This is a genomic window from Saccharibacillus sacchari (assembly GCF_037722395.1).
In the GTDB taxonomy this organism is placed as follows: Bacteria; Bacillota; Bacilli; order Paenibacillales; family Paenibacillaceae; genus Saccharibacillus; species Saccharibacillus sacchari_A.
Genome location: NZ_JBBKAR010000033.1, coordinates 63,825 through 85,339, shown reverse-complemented (window position 1 = coordinate 85,339; position 21,515 = coordinate 63,825). Strand labels below are relative to the sequence as shown.

At 52.2% G+C, this 21,515-nt stretch carries 17 protein-coding genes; 4 read left to right on the top strand and 13 right to left on the bottom strand.

Annotated elements, in window-relative coordinates; all coding sequences use genetic code 11:
• Positions 1–6: 6 nt before the first annotated feature.
• The 3 genes from WKI47_RS09320 to WKI47_RS09310 form a co-directional block, all read right to left on the bottom strand.
• Complete coding sequence (locus WKI47_RS09320; protein ID WP_340226868.1) at positions 7–792, bottom strand: HAD family phosphatase; 786 nt, start codon at positions 790–792, stop codon at positions 7–9.
• A 111-nt stretch (positions 793–903) separates the two neighbouring features.
• Positions 904–1,758, bottom strand: a complete 855-nt coding sequence (locus tag WKI47_RS09315) for an alpha/beta fold hydrolase (protein ID WP_340226867.1) — start codon at positions 1,756–1,758, stop codon at positions 904–906.
• A 150-nt stretch (positions 1,759–1,908) separates the two neighbouring features.
• On the bottom strand, positions 1,909–2,577 hold the full coding sequence (locus WKI47_RS09310) for a bifunctional 2-keto-4-hydroxyglutarate aldolase/2-keto-3-deoxy-6-phosphogluconate aldolase (RefSeq protein WP_340226866.1): 669 nt from the start codon (positions 2,575–2,577) through the stop codon (positions 1,909–1,911).
• A 433-nt stretch (positions 2,578–3,010) separates the two neighbouring features.
• Between WKI47_RS09310 and WKI47_RS09305 the strand changes: the two genes are divergently transcribed.
• Both WKI47_RS09305 and ilvD read left to right on the top strand, forming a co-directional pair.
• Positions 3,011–3,262, top strand: coding sequence for a KGG domain-containing protein (locus WKI47_RS09305; RefSeq protein ID WP_037290253.1), 252 nt, complete (start codon positions 3,011–3,013; stop codon positions 3,260–3,262).
• Between the two features lie 338 nt (positions 3,263–3,600).
• On the top strand, positions 3,601–5,286 hold the full coding sequence (gene ilvD, locus WKI47_RS09300; protein ID WP_340226865.1) for a dihydroxy-acid dehydratase: 1,686 nt from the start codon (positions 3,601–3,603) through the stop codon (positions 5,284–5,286).
• 384 nt (positions 5,287–5,670) lie between these two features.
• Here the strand turns inward: ilvD and WKI47_RS09295 are convergent, their stop codons facing one another.
• Positions 5,671–7,107, bottom strand: a complete 1,437-nt coding sequence (locus WKI47_RS09295; protein WP_340226864.1) for a polysaccharide deacetylase family protein — start codon at positions 7,105–7,107, stop codon at positions 5,671–5,673.
• Positions 7,108–7,262: 155 nt separating this feature from the next.
• On the opposite strand from WKI47_RS09295, the gene ytvI reads away from it, so the two are divergent.
• Entirely contained in the window at positions 7,263–8,468 is a 1,206-nt protein-coding gene (gene ytvI / locus WKI47_RS09290) for a sporulation integral membrane protein YtvI (RefSeq protein WP_340226863.1), read from the top strand.
• Between the two features lie 195 nt (positions 8,469–8,663).
• Positions 8,664–10,181, top strand: coding sequence for a catalase (locus WKI47_RS09285; protein ID WP_340226862.1), 1,518 nt, complete (start codon positions 8,664–8,666; stop codon positions 10,179–10,181).
• Between the two features lie 796 nt (positions 10,182–10,977).
• On the opposite strand, the gene WKI47_RS09280 is transcribed toward WKI47_RS09285, so the two are convergent.
• The 9 genes from WKI47_RS09280 to alaS form a co-directional block, all read right to left on the bottom strand.
• Positions 10,978–12,957, bottom strand: a complete 1,980-nt coding sequence (locus WKI47_RS09280) for a methyl-accepting chemotaxis protein (RefSeq protein ID WP_340226861.1) — start codon at positions 12,955–12,957, stop codon at positions 10,978–10,980.
• 649 nt (positions 12,958–13,606) lie between these two features.
• Positions 13,607–14,923 (bottom strand): U32 family peptidase, encoded by a 1,317-nt coding sequence (locus tag WKI47_RS09275; protein WP_340227497.1) that lies wholly within the window; start codon positions 14,921–14,923, stop codon positions 13,607–13,609.
• 27 nt (positions 14,924–14,950) lie between these two features.
• Entirely contained in the window at positions 14,951–15,883 is a 933-nt protein-coding gene (locus WKI47_RS09270) for a peptidase U32 family protein (RefSeq protein ID WP_340226860.1), read from the bottom strand.
• A 36-nt stretch (positions 15,884–15,919) separates the two neighbouring features.
• Complete coding sequence (gene mltG, locus WKI47_RS09265; protein WP_340226859.1) at positions 15,920–16,990, bottom strand: endolytic transglycosylase MltG; 1,071 nt, start codon at positions 16,988–16,990, stop codon at positions 15,920–15,922.
• Between the two features lie 135 nt (positions 16,991–17,125).
• Positions 17,126–17,434 carry a DUF1292 domain-containing protein gene (locus tag WKI47_RS09260; protein ID WP_037290263.1) on the bottom strand — a complete coding sequence of 103 codons (309 nt, stop codon included), beginning with the start codon at positions 17,432–17,434 and terminating at the stop codon, positions 17,126–17,128.
• Between the two features lie 5 nt (positions 17,435–17,439).
• Positions 17,440–17,739 carry a DUF1292 domain-containing protein gene (locus WKI47_RS09255; protein ID WP_340226858.1) on the bottom strand — a complete coding sequence of 100 codons (300 nt, stop codon included), beginning with the start codon at positions 17,737–17,739 and terminating at the stop codon, positions 17,440–17,442.
• 13 nt (positions 17,740–17,752) lie between these two features.
• On the bottom strand, positions 17,753–18,169 hold the full coding sequence (ruvX, locus tag WKI47_RS09250; protein ID WP_340226857.1) for a Holliday junction resolvase RuvX: 417 nt from the start codon (positions 18,167–18,169) through the stop codon (positions 17,753–17,755).
• A gap of 12 nt (positions 18,170–18,181) precedes the next feature.
• A complete protein-coding gene (locus tag WKI47_RS09245; RefSeq protein ID WP_037290272.1) occupies positions 18,182–18,439 on the bottom strand; it encodes an IreB family regulatory phosphoprotein in 258 nt (85 codons plus the stop codon).
• Between the two features lie 137 nt (positions 18,440–18,576).
• Positions 18,577–21,216 (bottom strand): alanine--tRNA ligase, encoded by a 2,640-nt coding sequence (alaS, locus tag WKI47_RS09240; protein WP_340226856.1) that lies wholly within the window; start codon positions 21,214–21,216, stop codon positions 18,577–18,579.
• Positions 21,217–21,515 lie beyond the last annotated feature (299 nt).

The following is a 21,515-nucleotide window of genomic DNA, read 5'->3' as shown; positions in this document are numbered from 1 at the left end:
GAACGCTCAATCAAAGTTTCGGACTTTTATACCCAATTCACCGTAATCTCCAATCACGTAATCGGCAGCAGCCATATGCGAACAGGGTCCTCCGCCCGGTACGATACCGATCGCAAGCCGTGCTCCGGCACGCTTGGCCATCTCCATATCGGCACCTCCGTCGCCGATCACGATCGCCCGCTCGGGCTGTACCCCGAGTCTGCGGCACGCTTCGAAAACAAGATCCGGTGCCGGCTTCCCCTCCTCTACCAAATCCCGGCCGTTGATGCAGTCAAATAGCCTTTCTATCCCGGCCCAACGCAGATGCTTGATCGCGGAAGACGTGCTATCCGATGTCGCGACGGCGAGCCTGATCCCCGCTGCCCGTGCGTTTTCGAGCAGCGTAATCACACCCGGAAGCGGGCGCACCGGTCTATCGGCCTCTAACCGCTTTTCCGCAGAAACCGCAAACTCGCGCACCGTATCCACACTTTTATGCCAAGGCAAGCCAGACGCATATAACTGCCACGCCAACACCCCGGTCAGCTCATCCGCTGTAGCCAATGCCAACGGGCCTGAACGGTCATAATCGAGGATTCGCCCATTTTCACCACGAACTATGCCAAAAGCTTTCTCGGCGCTGCCTATCCATTCTCCATTCAGCTCAAGCAGTTTCCGCTCCGTACGTTCCAGCATCTCATCCGCCCAGCGCCCCCACAATGCCATAAAGTCCAGCAGCGTCCCGTCTTTATCAAAAATCAAAGCCTCGCAAGCCACTTCCTGATCTGCAATAGTCAAACAAGATATAGACATGAATGTCCTCCCCGCTATAAAAAAGCCGCACAGAATCATAAGTGCGCCGAAACGCCGCAAGCACTTTGCTGATTCTGCGCGGCCGATCCTTCGATTCGACTCTTTGCGCTATTATTGCCCGGCTTCCGCAGAAATCGCATCCAGCCAGGTTGAGATTAGAGTTACCGTTTGCTCACGCTGCTCTGCTTCGGAAATCGAGGCTTTGCCGTCTCGGCTCTGCTCGCCGTAACTGCCGAAATGCCCATGGTTTCCTCCTTCGATGACTTCATACTGCGCATTTTCGGGCAGATAACTGCGGCCTTCCTCGTAACTTTCCCGATTCAATACTTGGTCTTCCGAAGCCGTGATCGACAGGGAAGGCATTTGCGTTTTGCTCAAATCGCCTTTCCCTTCCGCATAAGAAGCGAGGAAGAAAATACCCGCGATCCGATCTGTATGTTCGGCTGCATAACGTGCCGCAAAAGGTCCGCCAAGCGAATGCCCGCCGATCGCGAACGTCTCATCCGGATATTTGTCTTGTACTTTTTCGGCTTCGTTTTGTCCCAGGAAAGCAAAGTTAAAAGGCATCTTCACAACCACCACATGCCGCCCGGTTGCTGCCAGGTCACGTGCAAACGGAGCATACACTTCCGGCTTTACCCGTCCTCCGGGATAAAAAATAACACCAGGCTGCTTCACCGCCAGCGTACTATCCGACCCGATCGTGGGTTCGAATTCGATCCAATCATCCGTTTGCGACACCGTTACGATATCATCGCTTTTCAAAGCAGCAAGCGCTTCTTCGGATGGCTTATACGGCGTGCTCACATACACAACGGCAGCCGCAATCAATACGAGCACCACCACCAACGCAATCGTCAGGACCAGGCGTCCCTTGCGGCGCGGCGTCCTTCCGGTCTTGTTTGGTCTGCCTCTTCGTTTTCCACTATTGAATGGCTGAATCGGCGCTTTTGATCCTGTTAACATGACAACTTCCTCCTTGCGTCCAATAAGTTTCCCCGTCCCATTATAAAGAAACATGACGAGTCCGGCAAAGGCAATCTAGTATTTTTTTACATATCAGAAAGAAGCCCGCGTCTCCGGTTAAAGGAATGGACACGGGCTTCCGGCTCTTTTTCAGTTGTTTTTGGCTTGACGATAGGCTTCCGCGTACTGCGCCGCTTTTTCCCGAATCTTCGTCATATCTCCCGTTTTCAACGCTTCGCTGGTCAGATCGGAGCCGATTCCGACCGCTACGGCTCCTCCCGCGATCCAGTCGGCCAGGTTGCCTACGGATACGCCGCCTGTCGGCATCAAATTCGCTTGGGGTACAGGTCCTTTGAGCGTTTTGATAATCGAAGGTTCGAACATATTTCCCGGGAAAAGTTTCATGACGTCTGCGCCCAATTCCAATCCTTTTAATAGATCAGAGATCGTCACGATACCCGGCATCACCGGAACGCGATACAGATTACACATTTTGATCGTGTCTTCGTTCAACGCGGGTGAAACAACGAACTGCGACCCTGCCATAATCGCCATACGCGCCGTCACCGGCTCAAGCACCGTTCCTGCGCCGATAACCGCAAAACGGTCAGAATCTTCAGGCGCTTCGGGGTTATAGACCCGGCTCAGACGCTCGATGGCTTGCAGCGCATTAGGCACGGTCATGGTGACTTCGATAATCTTCACGCCGCCTGCAATCGCCTGTTCGGCCATTTCCACCACTTGTTCCGGAGAATCCCCCCGCAGAACCGCGACCACGCCACAGTCCAGAATACGTTGCAGCACTTTAATCTTCTTCATTAACGTTCTCATTCCTCTCCGATTCCGGCCGTGTACGGCGATTACGCCCGGCAATTTGTTATATCCCTCACGCGCCGCTATGTACTCGCTTTCATTGTGCGCCATGCCGTTTTCCGGTGTCAATGAAAAAAACGAAAATAAACCGATAAGAACGTTCATTTTATCGTAGCAAGGCTTTAACTATTCGAAGAACTTTAGCTGACACGAAAAAAGCTTTTTTCGCTTATTCCGGCTTCTTTTCGATCCCGATCCAAAAAAACAAAGAAAAATCGAAAAAAATTGCAATTGCTCGCCAACCCGCACTACTGCAAGGATTTGGAAAGAAAACCTGGGTAAGTAGGGCTTTTTTGAGCTTGCTCGGCGTTTCATCCTAAAAAAGCGGTGGTAAATAGTTGGTGCACGCGGCAATAACAACTACTGAGGAGTGATTGAGATGGCAAACAGTCAGTCGGGCAACAAGAAAATGAGTCGCGAAGAAGCCGGTCGCCTGGGCGGAGAAGCTACGGCGAAAAAGCACAGCCGGGAATTCTACCAGGATATCGGACGCAAAGGCGGCAAAGCTACGGCAAAATCGCACAGCCGGGAATTTTACCAAGAAATCGGACGCAAGGGCGGAGAAGCAACTTCCAATTCTCACGACAAGGACTTTTACCGGGAAATCGGACGCAAAGGCGGCCAGAAGTAATCTCGATTATGGGCAGGCCACCGAACCTACGTTTATTTCCCTCGCGCGCGCCAAACGCAAGAACCGATCATGCCGATTCGGTTTTTGCGTTTGGACGTGCCTTTTTTGCGTTGACAATATACTAGAAAAAAGTAACGGCATGTGTTAGACTGTTTAGAAAATTTAGCTTAATCTTTTGTTTGCTCTGTCCCGAAATAGCGGCTGCCGCGATTGACGCAACTTTGTGCTGCTCGGTTCGCTTACCCCTTTATTTCGGGATGTGTTTTCTGTCCTTGCTTTGCTCGTTAACCGCGCTAAAGCAGTCATTTTAATATATCGTTCTGGGAGGAAAGTTCATCATGGCACCGAAAAAAATGCGTTCCGACATGATCAAAAAAGGATTCGACCGCGCACCGCACCGCAGTCTTCTGCGTGCAGCCGGAGTTAAAGAAGAAGATTTCGGCAAACCGTTTATCGCGGTCTGCAACTCTTATATCGATATCGTACCGGGTCACGTGCATCTGCAAGAGTTCGGCAAGATCGTAAAAGACGCGATCCGCGAAGCTGGCGGCGTACCGTTCGAGTTTAACACGATCGGGGTCGACGACGGGATCGCCATGGGGCATATCGGCATGCGCTATTCCCTGCCAAGCCGCGAAATCATCGCCGATTCGGTAGAAACGGTTGTCTCCGCGCACTGGTTCGACGGCATGGTCTGCATTCCGAACTGCGACAAGATCACGCCAGGCATGCTGATGGGCGCTCTGCGCGTCAACATTCCGACGCTTTTTGTCAGCGGCGGACCCATGAAAGCCGGTAAAGACAAAAATGGCCGCTCGATCTCGCTGACTTCGGTATTCGAAGGCGTAGGCGCTCACCAGGTCGGCAAGATCGACGACCAAACGCTGCTCGAACTTGAACAATACGGCTGTCCGACCTGCGGATCATGTTCGGGCATGTTCACGGCAAACTCGATGAACTGTCTGGCCGAAGCTCTGGGTCTGGCTATGCCAGGTAACGGCACGATTCTTGCTGTTGCTCCGGAACGCCGCGAATTCGTTCGCCAATCCGCTACGCAGCTGATGGAGCTGATCAAGCTGGATCTGAAACCGCGCGATATCGTAACGGTAGAAGCCATCGACAATGCCTTCGCACTGGATATGGCGATGGGCGGATCGACCAACACGGTTCTCCATACTCTGGCCTTGGCTCAAGAAGCGGGCATCGAGTACCCGATCGAGCGTATCAACGAAGTGGCGAACCGCGTTCCTCACTTGGCGAAGCTCGCTCCGGCATCCGACTGGCATATCGAAGATGTGCACAATGCGGGCGGCGTAAGCGCGGTATTGAACGAACTGCTCAAGAAACCGGGCGCACTGCATGCAGACCGCATCACGGTAACAGGCAAAACGATCCGCGAGAACGTGGAAGGACAAGAAATCCAAAATACCGAAGTTATCCACAAAATCGATAATCCGCACTCCGAACGCGGCGGCCTGGCTGTTCTGTTCGGCAACCTGGCTCCGGAAGGCGCGATCATCAAGGTCGGCGCGGTTGACGCTTCGGTTGGCGGTTATCACAGAGGCCCGGCCATCTGCTTCGATTCCCAAGAAGACGCGCTGGAAGGTATCGCGAAAGGCCAGATCAAAGAAGGCCATGTCGTCGTTATCCGCTATGAAGGACCTAAAGGCGGACCCGGCATGCCGGAAATGCTGGCTCCGACTTCGCAAATCGTCGGTATGGGCCTGGGCGCCAAAGTCGGCCTGATCACGGACGGACGCTTCTCGGGCGCATCCCGCGGTATCAGTATCGGCCATATTTCGCCGGAAGCGGCGGAAGGCGGACCGATCGCATTCGTGGAAGACGGAGACTTCATCGAGCTGGATCTGAACAAACGCACGATCCAACTGGAGATCAGCGACGAAGAGTTCGATGCTCGCCGTGCGAACTGGAAAGGCTTCGAGCCGAAAGTTAAAACCGGCTACCTGGCTCGTTACTCCAAGCTCGTGACCAACGCGAGCATGGGCGGGATCATGAAAATTTAATTTAGGCAAAGCCCGGAGACTTACGTTTCCGGGCTTTTTTTGTTGGGAAATTATTTGTGCTGGGAGTGGAGGGCTGCGGGATAAATTGCCAGCGTATGCTTCCGAAGTGCATTTCTTCGAAATGCTTTACAAAACGCTGTCTCGCTTGGAAAACTGGATTGAAATTTAAATAGGTTGTTTTCCAAGCTCAAAGGCGTTTTTCACTGAATTTCTCCCTCCGCCTGGCGCTCGTAGCGGAAAGATTTTCTCAACGCGAAAAGCCCGGAGAGCGAAGGCTCCGGGCTTTTTGTTGAGGAGGTGTAAGGGAAGAAATAAAGGAGTATCTATCTTTGATTACAGGAAAGTGTAACCCTACATTAATTCGAGACAAGCTACTAGGTCTTTTCACGTAATGGCACTTGCCGGTTGGGTTTCGGCGGGGATGTTGTCTGTGGCAGCTTTTTCGCCGGAGTGCTCAAGATCCGCATGGGCAGGCTCGTCTGCTGGTTTGCGTCTGCGGTTTTCGCGTTTGTGATTTTTGAAATCGCGAGTGAGCAGGACATCCATTGGCATCAGCATGATTTTGGGAACGAGCAGTTGGGATTGTTCACCCAGACGCGATGCGCCGGAAGGATGCAGGACGCCGAGCAGGATTTTGAGATACACTCGCGTCGTTTTGGCGAACAAACTTTCCGGCAAATCAAGCACCTGGAAGCCGAATTGTTCGGGACCGCGGTTGATCATGCTCACGCCGTATAAGCCTTTGGCTTCGCGCAGCTTGGGATCGCGGCGAACGTGTTCGGCGATTTTGGGCAAGCTGCGTTCGGTCTCGCGGACCATCAAAATGGCGGTTTGCATCGCGGAGCGGGAGCGGCTGCTGAAGTCAAATAGCATTTTGTTGTCGAAATGCAGTTCCAAAATAGAATCGCCTTTTTCTAAATGCTTACCGTCTGCAAGCTGCAAGGTTTGACCCGAATATTTCGTTTGGCGGAAGTGGAAAAACGGAGCTCCTTCCGCTTCCTGAAGCCGGAAAGCCCATTTGAATGCTTTTTCGTATAACAACCACCCACCGACCAGCAGACGCTTCGCTGGCGACAGCTTTCGGCCCTTTGCCTTCTGCTCCGCTTGATGTGCTTTGTGCGTGGCGGCCATCAGTTGCTCGACGGTTACGCTACGCAGTCCTTTGGCATAGGCTTCCTTCAGGAAGCGTTCGAGCGCCCGAAGCATGTTTTCCGGCGCTTCGTCGTTGGCACCGAGCGTCGCTCCGCAGTCATGCAGCACGAGCACCTCGCCGCCACGCATTTTTCGACGCATCCGTTTTAGCAAACGGTCTTCTCCCAGTCGCTTGCGCCAATCGCCGAAAATGCCGGACCAGAGAATCAGCTTCAATTCATGCCGGCCTACCAAGTCGAACAGATTGACGATTCCCCAGGGGGGGCGATAATAAACGGAGCGTTGTCCGGTTACGCGCTCGATCACTTCGTTGGTGCGATTCACCTGCTTGCGTACCGACCCGGGCCACATCAACCAGTTCGCACGGTGTACGTAGTTATGAATCCCGATGCTATGGCCTTCAGCCTGCATCCGTTTCAGCAACTCGGGATGTTGAACAGCGTGCGAGCCCACGACAAAAAACGTCGCTTTGGCCTCGTAACGCTTCAACATGTCGAGCAGCTGCGCCGTATACCGAGGGTCCGGCCCGTCGTCAAAGGTCAGGGCGAACTCATTTTCACTCGTCCCCTTGCGGAAAGCACGGAATCCGAAAATCCGGCTGATTAACCCCGGAATGAATGCGTAAAAAGAGGATAAGTAAAAAAGCCATATCAGCAAGGTCGTTTCCATTTCCGCTCTCCGTTTCTCTATTTTGAAGTTCGAACAAGAGTTTTTGGACATTCTATTGCTCGCCGTCATCACTTTATTTTATCATAGGAATTAATGGAATCAATCCAAAAGTACGGACTTTCACGGTCTGACATCTCTTGCAAAGGAGCCTGTTCATGATATCGTTGTACCGAAAATACTGGCGCACGGCTTTTGATATTGCCCTGATCGTGCTCACGATTTACCTGGTCATGTTGGCATTCAGCTGGCTGTACAGCATTGCGGCACCTGTCTTTTTATCTATTGTCGTTTTTTTGATCATCGAACCGTTTGCCCGCTTTTTGCATCGAAGAAAACTACCCAAGCCTTTGGCCTCCGCGATCTCGGTACTTCTTTTCGTCTCGGTCATTCTGGGGGCTTTGTTCGGCGCAGGCTTGATTTTCGTTTCACAGATTGCGCGACTCGCCGACAACTTGCCGGAGTATACCGCGATCATTCAGGTTCAATTTGCGAATCTGACCGAATTTTTACATAGCGAGCTGAATGCTCTTCCGGCCGGAACCGTGGAAAAAGCCAATGAATACTTTGCTTTGTTCACGGATCAATTGGCGGGTTGGCTAAAGTTTGCATTCTCGCACGTGCTCGCCTTCCTGACTTCCTTTTCCAGCTTTATTGTCAGCTTTACGATCTCGATCATTCTGGCTTTCTTTCTTAGTTCGGAGATCGTTTGGTGGAAAAAGGTTGCTAACGACAAAACGCCGAATACGTTCAAGCAGGCTTACCAGTTTTTAAAAGATCATGTGTTCCGTTCGATCGGCTCTTATCTGAAAGCGCAGGCGATTCTGGTCTTCATCACGTTTGCTATCGTTTATGCGGGGCTATTGATTCTGCGTGTGGATAATGCGTTCGCGATTGCGATTGTCTCTGCCTTATTCGATATTTTGCCGCTGCTCGGCGTACCCGCGATCTTCATTCCTTGGGTCATCTACCTGTTCATCGTGGGCAATACCGGCCTCGCAATCGGACTCATTGTTCTGCTTGCAGTCGTTATGCTGACGCGCCAACTGCTCGAACCCAAAATTGCGGGCAACTCAATCGGAATCTCTTCCGCTTATCTGATGCTTTCCTTCGTTCTGGTTTCTACTTCATTGTTTGGCATGGCCGGGTTGATTCTGGCGCCGATCCTATTGATCTTGATCAAGGAACTGCTTCAGGCAGGATATCTGCAACGCTGGATTCGTATGCCGCAGGAAGAGTTTGCCGTGCATCCGCTCAGCCCTTCCGGCGCGCAACCGACACCTCATCCACCGTCAGATCCACCACCTGCCGCACCAAGCGGAAACTTTCCGGCCTCCCATCCAGACTCGAACGAACCCGACTAAATAGATGTACGCAGACGTTTCCTGGATAGGAGCGTCTTTTTTCATTTTCCGAATAACATTTAAAGTCCGAATGAAAGTTCGATGAAGGACGTTTGGTTAACGTTTTAACGATGTGCGCTCCGGGTATAGGATTGACGTATGCCCATTTTATGTAAGGTAACTCCACCATCCGAAGCGAAGGAAAGGGGACTTCACATGAGCGACGAAAAGAAACCGCAAAACGGCAGCGAGCAGCAACAAGACGATAACAAGACTTTGACCACCCGGCAGGGCCATCCCGTTCGGGACAACCAAAACGTACGCACGGTAGGCAGCCGAGGACCGACGACGCTTGAAAACTATCAGTTTCTTGAAAAGATTACCCACTTCGACCGCGAACGGATTCCGGAACGCGTCGTCCATGCGCGCGGAGCGGGAGCGCACGGCGTCTTTACCGCTTACGGGACAGCAGGCGACGAACCGGTATCGAAATACACCCGCGCCAAGCTGTTCCAGGAAAAGGGGAAAGAAACGCCGGTATTCGTCCGTTTTTCCAGCGTTATTCACGGCGGCCATTCCCCGGAAACGCTGAGAGATCCGCGCGGGTTCGCCACCAAATTTTATACGGAAGACGGCAACTGGGATTTGGTCGGCAACAATCTCAAAGTGTTCTTTATTCGCGATCCGCTGAAGTTCCCCGATATGGTTCATGCGTTTAAGCCGGACCCGATCACCAACGTGCAGAGCATGGAACGATTTTTCGACTTCGTCTCGCTCAGCCCGGAGGCGACGCATATGGTGACGTTCCTTTTCTCGCCGTGGGGCATTCCCGCCAACTATCGGCAAATGCAAGGCTCGGGCGTCAATACGTATAAATGGGTCAACACCGAAGGCGAAGCTGTATTGGTCAAATATCATTGGGAACCGCTGCATCAGGGAGTCAAAAACCTGACCCAGCAGGAAGCCAATTCGATCCAATCGACCGAATTCAATCACGCGACGCTCGACCTGTACGCGGCGATCGAAAAAGGCGATTATCCCGAATGGGAACTTTGCGTGCAGATCATGGAAGACCATGAGCATCCGGAACTGGATTTCGATCCGTTGGACGATACGAAGCTGTGGCCGCCAGAACAGTTTCCTTTCCTTCCGGTCGGCAAAATGACGCTGAACCGGAATCCGGAAGATTACTTTACCGAAGTCGAGCAAGCCGCGTTCGGCACCGGCGTGCTGGTCGACGGCCTGGACTTCTCCGACGATAAAATGCTGCAAGGACGTACCTTCTCCTACTCCGACACCCAGCGTCACCGCGTCGGAGCCAACTATTTGCAGCTTCCGATCAACGCGCCGAAAACGCATGTCGCCACCAATCAAAGTGGCGGTCAAATGCAATACAAAGTCGATCGCGCGCCCGGCCAGAATCCGCACGTCAACTATGAACCTTCGTCGATGGGCGGCTTGCACGAAGCTCCCAAACCGGGCAAGGATCATGAACCGGAATACCATGCCAAACTGGTCCGCGCCCCGATCGACCGTCCGAACAACTTCGGCCAAGCCGGCGACACGTACCGCTCGTTCGAAGACTGGGAACGCGACGAACTGGTCAATAACCTGATCGGCGCTTTGTCGCAATGCAAACCGGATATTCAGGAGCGCATGATCGACCACTTCACGCAAGCCGACGCCGACTACGGCCGCCGCGTCTCCGAAGGACTGGCTGCCGCCAAAGCTTAAAACGCCGTGACCGCAGCTATTGTAATTTCCAAGGTTTTGGGTCGCCAGATCGTAAACGGATGCTACAGCTTTCTCTTCTCCGAAGCATCCAAACCAAATGGTTCAAATCAAAGCCTTGCATCGTTACGAAAACGGCTCGAAGCTTAATGAGGCTTCGAACCGTTTTTTTCATGACTCTGAACGATTCAGGCTATCCGCATTTCGCTCCTTCTTCTTGTACTCATCTCTCTACTCTTCACTAAAATAAGTGCTAAACTGCAATTAATTTTCTCTATCCAGGCTTAAATCAGAAAATAAGTGCTCATATACAATTATTTCTTCAAAAACAGACTCCGGACGCATGCAACCACAACATTAATTGCACCTCAGCACTTATTTTCTTAAAATACCTAAATATGCAGAAATTAAGTGTATATCCGCACTTATTTTTACCTCCTCCTCTTTGCGCTCCGTTCCTGTTCCTATTCACTTTACTCTTCTTCACTCCCCTCTTTCCTTGCTCGATTCTCTACCTTCCCCTCCACCATCAAATTTTCACACATAAAAAAACTGCCCCAACGCCGATCCCCTCGGCTGCTGAAGCAGTTTCTTTTAGCTTGCTTGATCTTGTCTTTGTTTTGGCCTTACCCTACTCCCACTGCCAAAAGTCGCAGGGGCGGAGAAAGAGTTCAGTGAAGGAGCGATAGCGTTCGCCTTTGCAGTCGGGAAAATTCCTTATTAAAATCCAATCCATTTTCCCGACTGCAACAAGCGACCGTAACGAACTCTTTTGCAGCCCCACGTACTTCCCCCACCCTTACACTGTGAATTTCGAGATCGAATCTTTCAGTTCGTTCGACGCATTGCTCAGCTTCGCTGACAACTCAACGAGTCTCACGCCGACGTTCTGTTGTTCGCTGCTTAGCGATGCCACTTCCTGCGACGTTGCCGAAGATTGTTCCGCGACTGCGCTAACGCTGGTCATTGCTTCGGCCATCGTCTTCTGCGCGCTGCCCAGTTCGCCGATCGAAGCGGTTACGCCGTCCAGCTTGCCGGAGAACAATTCCATCTGCGCCTGCACGGAATCGAAGATGCCTGTCGTCTGCTTCACGGATTGGACCTGTTCCTGGAACATCGGATACACCGCCGAGAGCGTGCGTACGGTCTCGTCCATTTCCGATTGGATGTTATCCGTAATCTCGCCGACCATATCGATCGATTCGCGCGAACGGCTTGCCAACTGGCGGATTTCTCCGGCTACGACCATGAAGCCTTGTCCGGCTACGCCTGCACGCGCTGCTTCGATCGTGGCGTTCAGCGAGAGAATATTCGTTTGCTTCGTAATATTTTGCATCACATCGAGTACCTTCATGACCGAAGCCGTGCTTTCTTTCAACGCATCGACTCTTGTGACCAGCGAGCGAACCATATCTTCCGTGCTGCCCGTTTGAGTCAACAATTTATCGAGATGCTCCGTACCTTGACGGCTCGCCGTTTGAACTTCGCGGGCAGAAACGTCCATTTCGCGGTTGGCCGAAACGACGTTTTCCATCCGTTCGCCAATACGTTCTGTCAATTCGGTGCTTTTCTCTGCTTCTTGAGCCAGGCTGGATGCACCGTTTGCGATTTCTTCCGTAGCAATAGCGATCTCCCGTGCGGAGCTTGCCGTCTGTTTCGAAGCTTGCTCCAACTCGCCCGCGGTATCCAGCACCTGTTGCGCCGTATCTGTCGTTTGGCGGATCAGATCGGTAATGCGGTCCATCATGCGGTTAAACGCACTGGACAGCTCGCCGATTTCATCTCTGGAACGATAATCCGTGCGTACGCTCAGGTTACCTGTCGCCCCTTCTTGCATCAGGCCTTTCAAGTGGCCCAATGGACGACCGATCATGCGTACCATCCAAATCCCGATGACAACAGCGACGATGATAGCCACCAATACGAAGATCACAATCAGAGTCAGGATGCCGGATGCACCTTCCATCAGCACTTCAACAGGAACCGTACCGATCAATTTCCAACCGGAGCTTTCCATCGTGTTATAAGCAGCCAATACCGTAGTCCCAAACTGCTTGGCTTCAAATTTGCCGTTTGCCCCCAGCTCGTCTTGCCCGAATACGTAAGTGGTTGGTTGTCCTGCCGAGCCTTTGACGTCCGAAGCCACGTTTGTGCCATCAGCGGACAACAGTTCGATATGGCTGCCTTCGCCGAAGTTTACAGATGCCAACTGGTCTTCCAGCGTCTTGACGTCAAGCTGCAAGCCGATAATGAATTTAGCACCGCTACCATTTGTCGTGGACATCAAACGAGCCAATGTATAGCTTCCGCGAGTTGCGTCCGTCGGCAGCCATAACACATTGTTTTTTCCGCCCGTCAGATCCGCATACCAAGTCGTGCCGCGAATCTCTTCCGGAGTCGGCAACTGATTGCCCGCCGTGAAGAATTCGGTCGAAGTCTCATCCGTCGGCAAGAAATAGATCGCTTGCAGGCCCGTTGTAACGTTGACCTGGTTGCTCAGCGACTCATTGATTTCGCGAATAGCCTGGAAACGGTCAAAATCGGTTGCCGATCGTTGTAAATTATTAATTGCGTCTTGAATTTCCGGATTGAAAAAGATTTGCGTCGACGAGTCCATATAGCGCTGCAAAATGATATCGAGCTTCTGCGACGTTTGAATAACCGTTTGTTCGTTCGCGGAGGCTGCGTTATCTTTGATCGTATCGCGTGCTTTTACATAAGACATGATACCCAGCGAAGATACGAACACGACCATGCTTGCAAGGAAAATAAAGAACAATCGGATACCGACCGATTTGCTTGGATCAAGCGCACGCCAGTTTTTTACAAAATCAAATACCGTTGTTCCCAGGTTTTGAGTGAAACGTTTTGATTTTGTTGGCTTAAACCCTTTTTTCTTACCGAAAGAACTAAAAGCACTAAACCCTTTCTTTTTTAAAGCGTTATCATTTTGCACAGTGCCATTAGAACTATCTTCTAAGTCCGACGGTAGCGTTTTCGGTAGCGTTTTCTTTTTTTCGCGTACTTTTTTCGGACCCTTATCTTTTTTCAGCAGTTTCAGCGAAGGCTTCCCTTTTCCTTCGATCTTGCTGCCATCCGGCTCGAGTATCGGATTTTCCCCATTGTGCTCGCCCTGTTTCTTCATCATACCCATGTCCCCACCCGCCAGTCATTAGAATCAGCGTTGTAACACCGGAAATTGAGAAAGCGTTCTCTCGCTTATCTATGTATCTACTTTCATCGTAAAAAAGTCCCGGATTACAAAATGCTGGATATCTTTATTATCGACAGAAGCAAGCAAAATGCAAAGGGAAATCAGCATTTTTTTAAAAAAAGTTAATAAAAAGCGAAAACCCTCCAGATCCGTCAAGGATATGAAGGGTTTTGAAAGGAGTTCTAAAGAACCATGACCGAAGTCTTTCAAACTTCTATTTTTTTACATTCTTTTTACGCATCATATCGAAATAGCGAAGAGGCTGATCGACTTTCAATGTGATTCGCTGCATAGGGTGGCGAGCGGCATCCAGTTCATTGCCTTCTTCGTCCCAGATCGTTCCGACGGTCTGTTTAAAAAACGTACCGTTCGGACCGAAAAATTCGATTTCCGTTCCCGGTTTGAAATGGTTGCGCTGTTGAATCGTCGCCATTTCGGTCTCTGCATCGTAATCAAGCACCAGTCCCGCAAAGTCATACGGCACTGCTTTTTCCTCCGGCTCGTAGATATGATCTTCGTGATCCGGCGTATCGTAAAAGAAGCCTGTGTTGAGCGGACGGTTCGCGGCTTTGTTCAGCTCTTCCATCCATTCCGGCTTCAGCGCGTAGTTGTCGGGATCAGCCATATAAGAATCGATCGCCTGGCGATACACGTTGACCACGGTCGCCACATAATGGATCGACTTCATGCGACCCTCGACCTTGAAGCTGTCGATGCCGACTTCGATCAGATCAGGGATAGAACCGAGCATGCACAAGTCTTTCGAACCCATCGTGAACGCATTGTCTTCCGCCAGGAACAAAGGATTGCTTTCCGTTTCCAACTGCTGTTCTTCGGATACCCATTCGCCTTCCGGAGAAGAGTTTTCGAACAGATCGTATTTCCAACGGCAGGATTGGCAGCAGCCGCCCCGGTTGGAATCGCGGTCCGTGAAATGGTTCGACAGCACGCAGCGGCCCGAATACGATGAGCACATCGCGCCGTGCACGAACGATTCGATCTCGATATCGACGTTCTTTTTGATCTCGGCGATCTCTTCCAGACTGGTCTCGCGCCCCAGCACGACACGCGGCAGTCCTTCTTCTTTCCAAAATTGCACGGCTTGCCAGTTGAGCGTCGACTGCTGGGTGCTCAAATGGACTTCGATCAGCGGAGCCGCCGTTTTGGCCGTCTCCACGATGATTGGATCGGCTGTGATGATTGCGGCAATCCCTGCATCCTGCAAGTTGCGAAGATACTCGGCGATTCCGTCCAGATCTTCTTCATGCGTATAAATGTTGGTCGCGACGAATACTTTGGCTCCGTATTTGTTCGCGAACTCTACGCCTTCCTTCATTTCCTCGAAACTGAAGTTGTCCGCGTTCGATCGCAAGCCATAAGCCTGTCCCCCGATATAAACGGCGTCCGCACCATAGTGCACAGCAAATTTCAGCTTCTCCAGATTGCCGGCCGGCGCCAACAGTTCGGGCTTGTCCAGACGATAACGTTTCCCTTTATGCTGCGGCTTCGATTGAACCGGCGTTTGTGTCATTTCCACGATGCAATCCCCTTTCCTTTCTCAATAAACCTGTTCTTTGTAGAAAAATCCGAATGACAGTTCGCGGCGGTGGTCCTGCAAATCGCGAATCTCGTCCAGCCAGGCTTCATCGAACGCATAGCCTTCCGGATCGGTCACGAAAGCCTCGATCGCTTTGCGATACGCACGCGCGGCTGCCACATTATAAGCTGTATTTTTCAGAATTCCTTCGATCTTGAAGCTCTGCACGCCGGCCTCCATCAACAGATGCAGGTCTTCCAGAATACAGATATCGCCGGAACTCATAATATGCGTACCGTTGGAATCCTCGTAAATCGGGAACAATTCGTCGCGACGCTCCGCTTCGATCAGGTAAAGTCCACGATTCAGTCCGACATTGTCGTCTTCCACCGGCCGTCCCTGATTCGCCATATAGCTATGCACCAGACTGCGCTTGGAATGGTAGATGTTCGTCATGCCGTGCACCTGTACCTGCGCTTCCACTTCCAGATGCGGCATCATGCCCGTCACTTCGTCCATATTCAGCTCGCGGGCCAAAACGACTCTTGTCGCGCCACGGCGTCCCCAATAGTTGGATGTACCGTGGTTCGTCGACGTCATCTCCGCATTCCAATGCAGCGGCATATTCGGCAGCAGTTTGCGTGCCTGCATCAACACGGAAGGATCGCCGAATTCGATGCCGTCGACGCCGATCTCACCCATTTTCTCCAAATAGCCGGGCAGGGCGGGCAGCGTATCGTTATCCATCAAGTTGTTGACGCAAACATAGATCTTGATTCCTTTCGGATGTGCGAAAGCAACCGCCTCCGCGATCGTCTCCGGCGTAAACTCGCCCGGCAGACGCATGCCGAACTTTTCTTCCCCCAATAAAAAAGCATCGCAACCGGCTTCCGCCAGTGCTTTCAATTCATCCAGTGTGCCGCAAGTTGCCAACAATTCGGGTCTGTATCCCAAAACGGCCACCCCCTTCTTTATTCCTTATTGCAATAATCAGTTGCTGCCGGCGTTGCTTTCTTCAATATTTTGTTCATGTTCGGCAAACGTCTTCGCAAATAAATGCTCACCCGAGCCGTCTTTTTTCGTTACGTAAAAGAAATAATCGGAGGCTTCAGGCTGAAGCGCTGCTTCGATCGATTTCAAGCTCGGCGAAGCGATCGGTCCGGGCGGAAGTCCTTCGTTTTTGTACGTGTTGTAGGGACTGTCGATCTCCAAATCCGAGTACAGCAACCGTTCCTTCTGCTCACCCAATGCGTACTGGACAGTGGCATCGATCTGAAGCTTCATCGGGTCGTTCAACCGGTTGTAGATGACTCCCGCGATCAGCGGGCGTTCCGTATCGACGACAGCTTCTCGCTCAACCAGCGAAGCCACGGTTAAAAGCTCATGCACCGTCAGCCCGCGCTCTTTGAGTAACTTGTCAAAGTCGGGAATCGATTGCAGCTTCTTGCCGGTTTCCTGCACCAATCGACGAACGACGTCTTCTTCGGTGGCAGTTGTACTAAATTCATACGTATCCGGGAACAAATAGCCTTCCAGCGCATACTGAAGTCCTTCGTTATCCGGAACGCCCGCAGGCAGATCATCCGCAAACTTCTCCGGTTCGCGAGTCAGCTGGCGAATCGTTTTCGCATCCCAGCCTCCGGCTTCGCTAAGCCGATCTGCGATCTGTTTGATCGTAAAACCTTCGGGAATCGTCACTTTGACCGTATCTGTTTGCTCCCCCGGTGTCACGCCCGCTTTTGCGTTCAAAGCCGCGGTGATCGACGCATAATCGTCACCCGGAAACAATTCGTGCGTCCCCGCCTTAAACGAACTTCCTTGATTCTCGATCCTTAAATAAATTTTGTACAGAAGAGCGCTTCGAATCAACCCTTCTTCCTGCAAGCGGTCGGCTATCCCGGCGGTACCGGTACCTTCCGTGATTTCAAAAGTGACCGCTTGATCCGAAGCCGGAACCGGACGCATCGAGACGTAGACAAAGGTCCCGATCGATGCGATGAGCAGCAAGATAATCAGGAAAAAAGCAAGCGGAGCTTTTGATCTCTTTTTCGTTTTCGTCACTACAGCGCACATCCTTTTCAGGCTTCCAGTATGGAAAATCGAGTAAAAAGGGCGGACTGCTCCGCCCTTCAACGTTTTTTTTGCGCATGGCAAAACGGACCAGGCTTACCGGGTCCGCTTGCTTTACCGATTCCCTTAGATTTCTTCCGGGAAAGTGAGTTCGTCGAACAGCTCGGCTACATTTTCCCACTCGTCATCGTCGTCGATCGTCGTCAATTGAACTTCGCCTTCCGGGGAAGTTTCGATCTTGAGAATCTGCACATCGTCATCGGCTCCGGCGTTCTCGTTTTGCAAAACTGCATAAGCGCCGCCGCCCACTTCGAACTCTTTTAAGATTCGGTACGTCACCGATTCGGCATTCTCGTCGATCAGTTCGACATCCAATCCGTATACCTTCTCCAACTTGTTCGTGTATACGACTTGACTTGCGGAAAATTCAGTCATAGCTTTTATTCCTCCCCGTCCAATTCGGCAACAAGTGTGTTGAAAGTCTCTTCGACGATCTGCCATTCGGCTTCGTCTTCAATTACATAGAGCTTCAAATCATCGTCGTCTTCCTCATAGCGGAACGCATAGACTTCGTCGGCTTCTTCGTTATCCGAATCCAGCGGGACAACCATCATATACTTGCTGTCAGAGCCATCCACTTCAAATTTCATGATGACTTCAAAGCCTTCTTCCTGACCTTCTTCATCAGGGATATAAATAATTTCCGGCTCTTCGCCTACGAGATTGGAATCGTTTGCCATGCCCGTCACCCTTTCACCGTTTTGATTTGGAATCGAGATAATTTTGCAAGATCAGACCCGCCGCGATCTTATCGACGACCTGTTTGCGCTTTTTGCGGCTGACATCAGCTTCGAGCAGCGTTCGCTCGGCGGATACTGTTGTCAGACGTTCATCCCAGAGGTGAACAGGCAGACCCAGCAATTCCCGCAGCGACTCGGCGAACTCGATGCACAGTTCGCCGCGCGGACCGATCGTGCCGTTCATGTTTTTCGGAAGACCGACAACGACCTCTTCGGCTTCATTCAGCTTCGCAAGCTCGACGATCCGCTGCAAATGCGAACCGTCTTCGCGACGCTGGATGACTTCAATGCCTTGCGCAGTCCAGCCGAAGGCGTCGCTGACCGCGACGCCGATTCGGCGATCCCCGTAATCGAGACCCAGCAATTTCATGATACCTATCTCCTATCGAAGCTTGGACAAATAAGAACGGACCAGCTCTTCGATCAACTCGTCGCGCTCCTTCTTGCGGATCAGGCTTCGCGCGTTGTTATGTCTCGGGATGTAAGCCGGATCGCCGGACAATAAGTAGCCTACAATCTGATTAATTGGATTGTACTCTTTCTCCACAAGCGCGTCGTACACGGTAAGCAAGATCTCCTCTGCGGAAGTTTCTTCATCGCCTTGTACGTTGAACTTTACAGTTTTGTCCATGGAATCCATAAGGATTACACCTCGCTTCGCAAAGCGTCCGCGTGCACGCGGCGCGCCTTGACGCCTTAATTGTTGAATCTTATTTATCATATCACACTTTCCCCCGATCAAGAAACGGGGAATCGGGCGAAGACGAAGGTCAAGAATCAAGCGTTCAGCGATTGTTCAAGAACGGATACAGCCTTATCGAGCGCTTCTTGCAGCTTCGATGCGTCCTTGCCGCCAGCTTGCGCCATATCAGGACGGCCGCCGCCCCCGCCGCCGCATACGGTCGCGGCTTCCTTAACCAGCTTGCCGGCATTCAAGCCGCGAGCCGTCAGCTCTTTTGGAACGACAACGACAAAGTTGACTTTGTCTTCGGAAGGCGCGCCCAGCACCAATACGGCTTGAGGCAGTTTCACTTTCAGCTCATCCGCCAACGAGCGAAGGCCGTCCATATCGGAAGCCGATACTTTCGAAGCCAAGACCTGTACGCCGCCTACTTCGCGAACGTTGTCCGTCAGTTGACCGGCTTCGATCGCGCCCAGCTTGCCGCGAAGCGATTCAATCTCGCGCTCTGCATCCTTAAGCTGCTTGTTCAGACCCTCGATCCGCTTCGGAACTTCAGTAACCGGCGTTTTGAGCGTCGCTGCGGATTGCTTCAGCAACTCAAGCTGCTCGTCAAGGTACAAGTACGCGCCGCGGCCCGTCAAAGCTTCGATCCGGCGCACGCCCGAACCGATGCCGCTTTCGCCGACAAGCTTGAACAATCCGATCTCGCTCGTATTCCGAACATGGCAACCGCCGCACAGCTCCAGGCTATAATCGCCGATTTCGACCACGCGGACGATATCGCCGTATTTTTCGCCGAACAAAGCCATCGCGCCCATTGCTTTGGCTTCTTCGATGCCTTTGAGTTCGATTCGTACGTTGACGCCTTTCCAGATCTGCTCGTTCACGCGACGTTCCACGTCAGCCAGCTCTTCTTGCGTAATGCTGCCGAAGTGCGAGAAGTCGAAGCGCAGACGCTGCGGTTCGACAAGCGAACCCGCTTGGTTAACATGCGTGCCGAGCACTTCTTTGAGCGCTTTGTGCAGCAGGTGCGTTGCGGTATGGTTCTTCTCGATAGCGGCACGCGAATCGCGTTCCACACTTGCGCGAACCTCATCGCCGACATGCAGCTCGCCGGATTCGACCGTTACCTGATGCACATGTTGGCCACCCGGTGCTTTGACCAGACCTTCGACATTCAAGGTTCCGGTAAAGGAAGAGATCGTGCCCACGTCGCTAACCTGACCGCCGCTTTCCGCGTAGAACGGGGTCTTGTCCAGTACGACGAGTGCCGAATCGCCTTCGCCTACGGATTCTGCGATTGCGCCGTCTTTGATCAAAGCGACGATTTTCGCTTCGACAGACGTCTCGCTATAGCCTACGAATTCGCTCGCAACTTCCAATTCGGACAAAGCGCCGCCCTGGATGTTCATGCCGCCGCCTTTTTTGTGTGCTTCGCGGGCACGCGTACGCTGTTCTTGCATCGCGTTCTCGAATCCGTCGCGATCCACGGTCATGCCGTGCTCCAACGCGAAGTCTTCCGTCAGGTCGAGCGGGAAACCGAACGTATCATACATTTTGAACGCGTCTTCGCCGCCGATCACGTTTTGGCCTACGGCTTTGGCACGCTCTGCTGTCTCCGTCAGAATCGCCAGACCATCCGACAAGGTCTTCAGGAAACGTTCTTCTTCCAGACGGATCACACGTTCGATCAGTTCGCGGCTGTCCACGACTTGCGTGTAATACACGCCCATAACCTCGCCTACGGTGCGAACCAACTCATACAGGAACGGACGGTCAAGCCCGATCACGCGTCCGTAACGAACGGCACGACGGAGCAAGCGGCGAATGACGTACCCGCGTCCTTCGTTCGAAGGCTGAACGCCGTCGCCTACGGCGAACGTTACCGTACGCACGTGGTCCGCGATGACTTTAAGCGCAACGTCATGCTCTTCGCTTACGCCGTATTCGATGCCTGCAAGCTTCGCGGTATGTTGAATCATCGGCTGGAACAGATCCGTGTCGAAGTTGGAGTTTACGTCTTGCAGAATGGAAGTCAGACGCTCAAGACCTGCGCCCGTATCGATGTTCTTGTTCGGAAGCGGTGTATAGCTGCCGTCTTTATTATGGTTGAACTGCGAAAATACGAGGTTCCATACTTCAAGGAAACGCTCGTTTTCGCCGCCCGGATACATCTCCGGATCATTCGGGTCCAAGACGCCGTAAGCGTCGCCGCGATCGTAAAAGATCTCGCTGCACGGTCCGCAAGGGCCTTCGCCGATATCCCAGAAGTTTTCGTCGCCCAGTCTGATGATACGCTCGGTCGGCAGACCTACTTTTTGATTCCAGAGCATGAACGCTTCTTCGTCTTCTGCATACACGGTTACGCTGATACGCTCAGGATCGAAGCCGATCCATTGCGGGCCGGTCAGGAACTCCCAAGCCCAAGTGATCGCTTCTTCTTTGAAGTAATCGCCGATGGAGAAGTTGCCCAGCATTTCGAAAAAAGTATGGTGACGACGCGTTTTGCCTACGTTCTCGATATCGTTGGTACGAATACATTTTTGCGAGTTTGCGATTCTTGGGTTTTCCGGCTTCACGCGACCGTCGAAGTACGGCTTAAGCGGCGCCATACCGGCGTTGATCCACAGCAGGGACGGATCGTTGTGCGGCACAAGCGGTGCGCTCGGTTCGATATGGTGACCTTTTTGCTCGAAAAATTCAAGCCATTTGGAGCGGATTTCACTAGCTTTCATGGTTTTCGGACCTCCGTTTATGAATATTAAAAAACATAAAAAACGCCCCTGAAATATTCAGGGACGATTGCTCGCGGTACCACCCTGGTTATCGTCCCGTGACTTTGGTCTGCATCAAGCAGCGTGAAGCCAGATCCGGACGATCTCCTCGTTCGTGTCCGTTAACGGGGACAAGTCGGCTGCGGCAGCATGCTGCCAAGCACTCCGGAATCAGCTTTCGGTCCGTGGGCCTCCCAGGCTCTTCCACCCATGTGCCGGATGCACAAGGAGCCTGTTCGCTGAGGAGGCGTCCCTTCAGG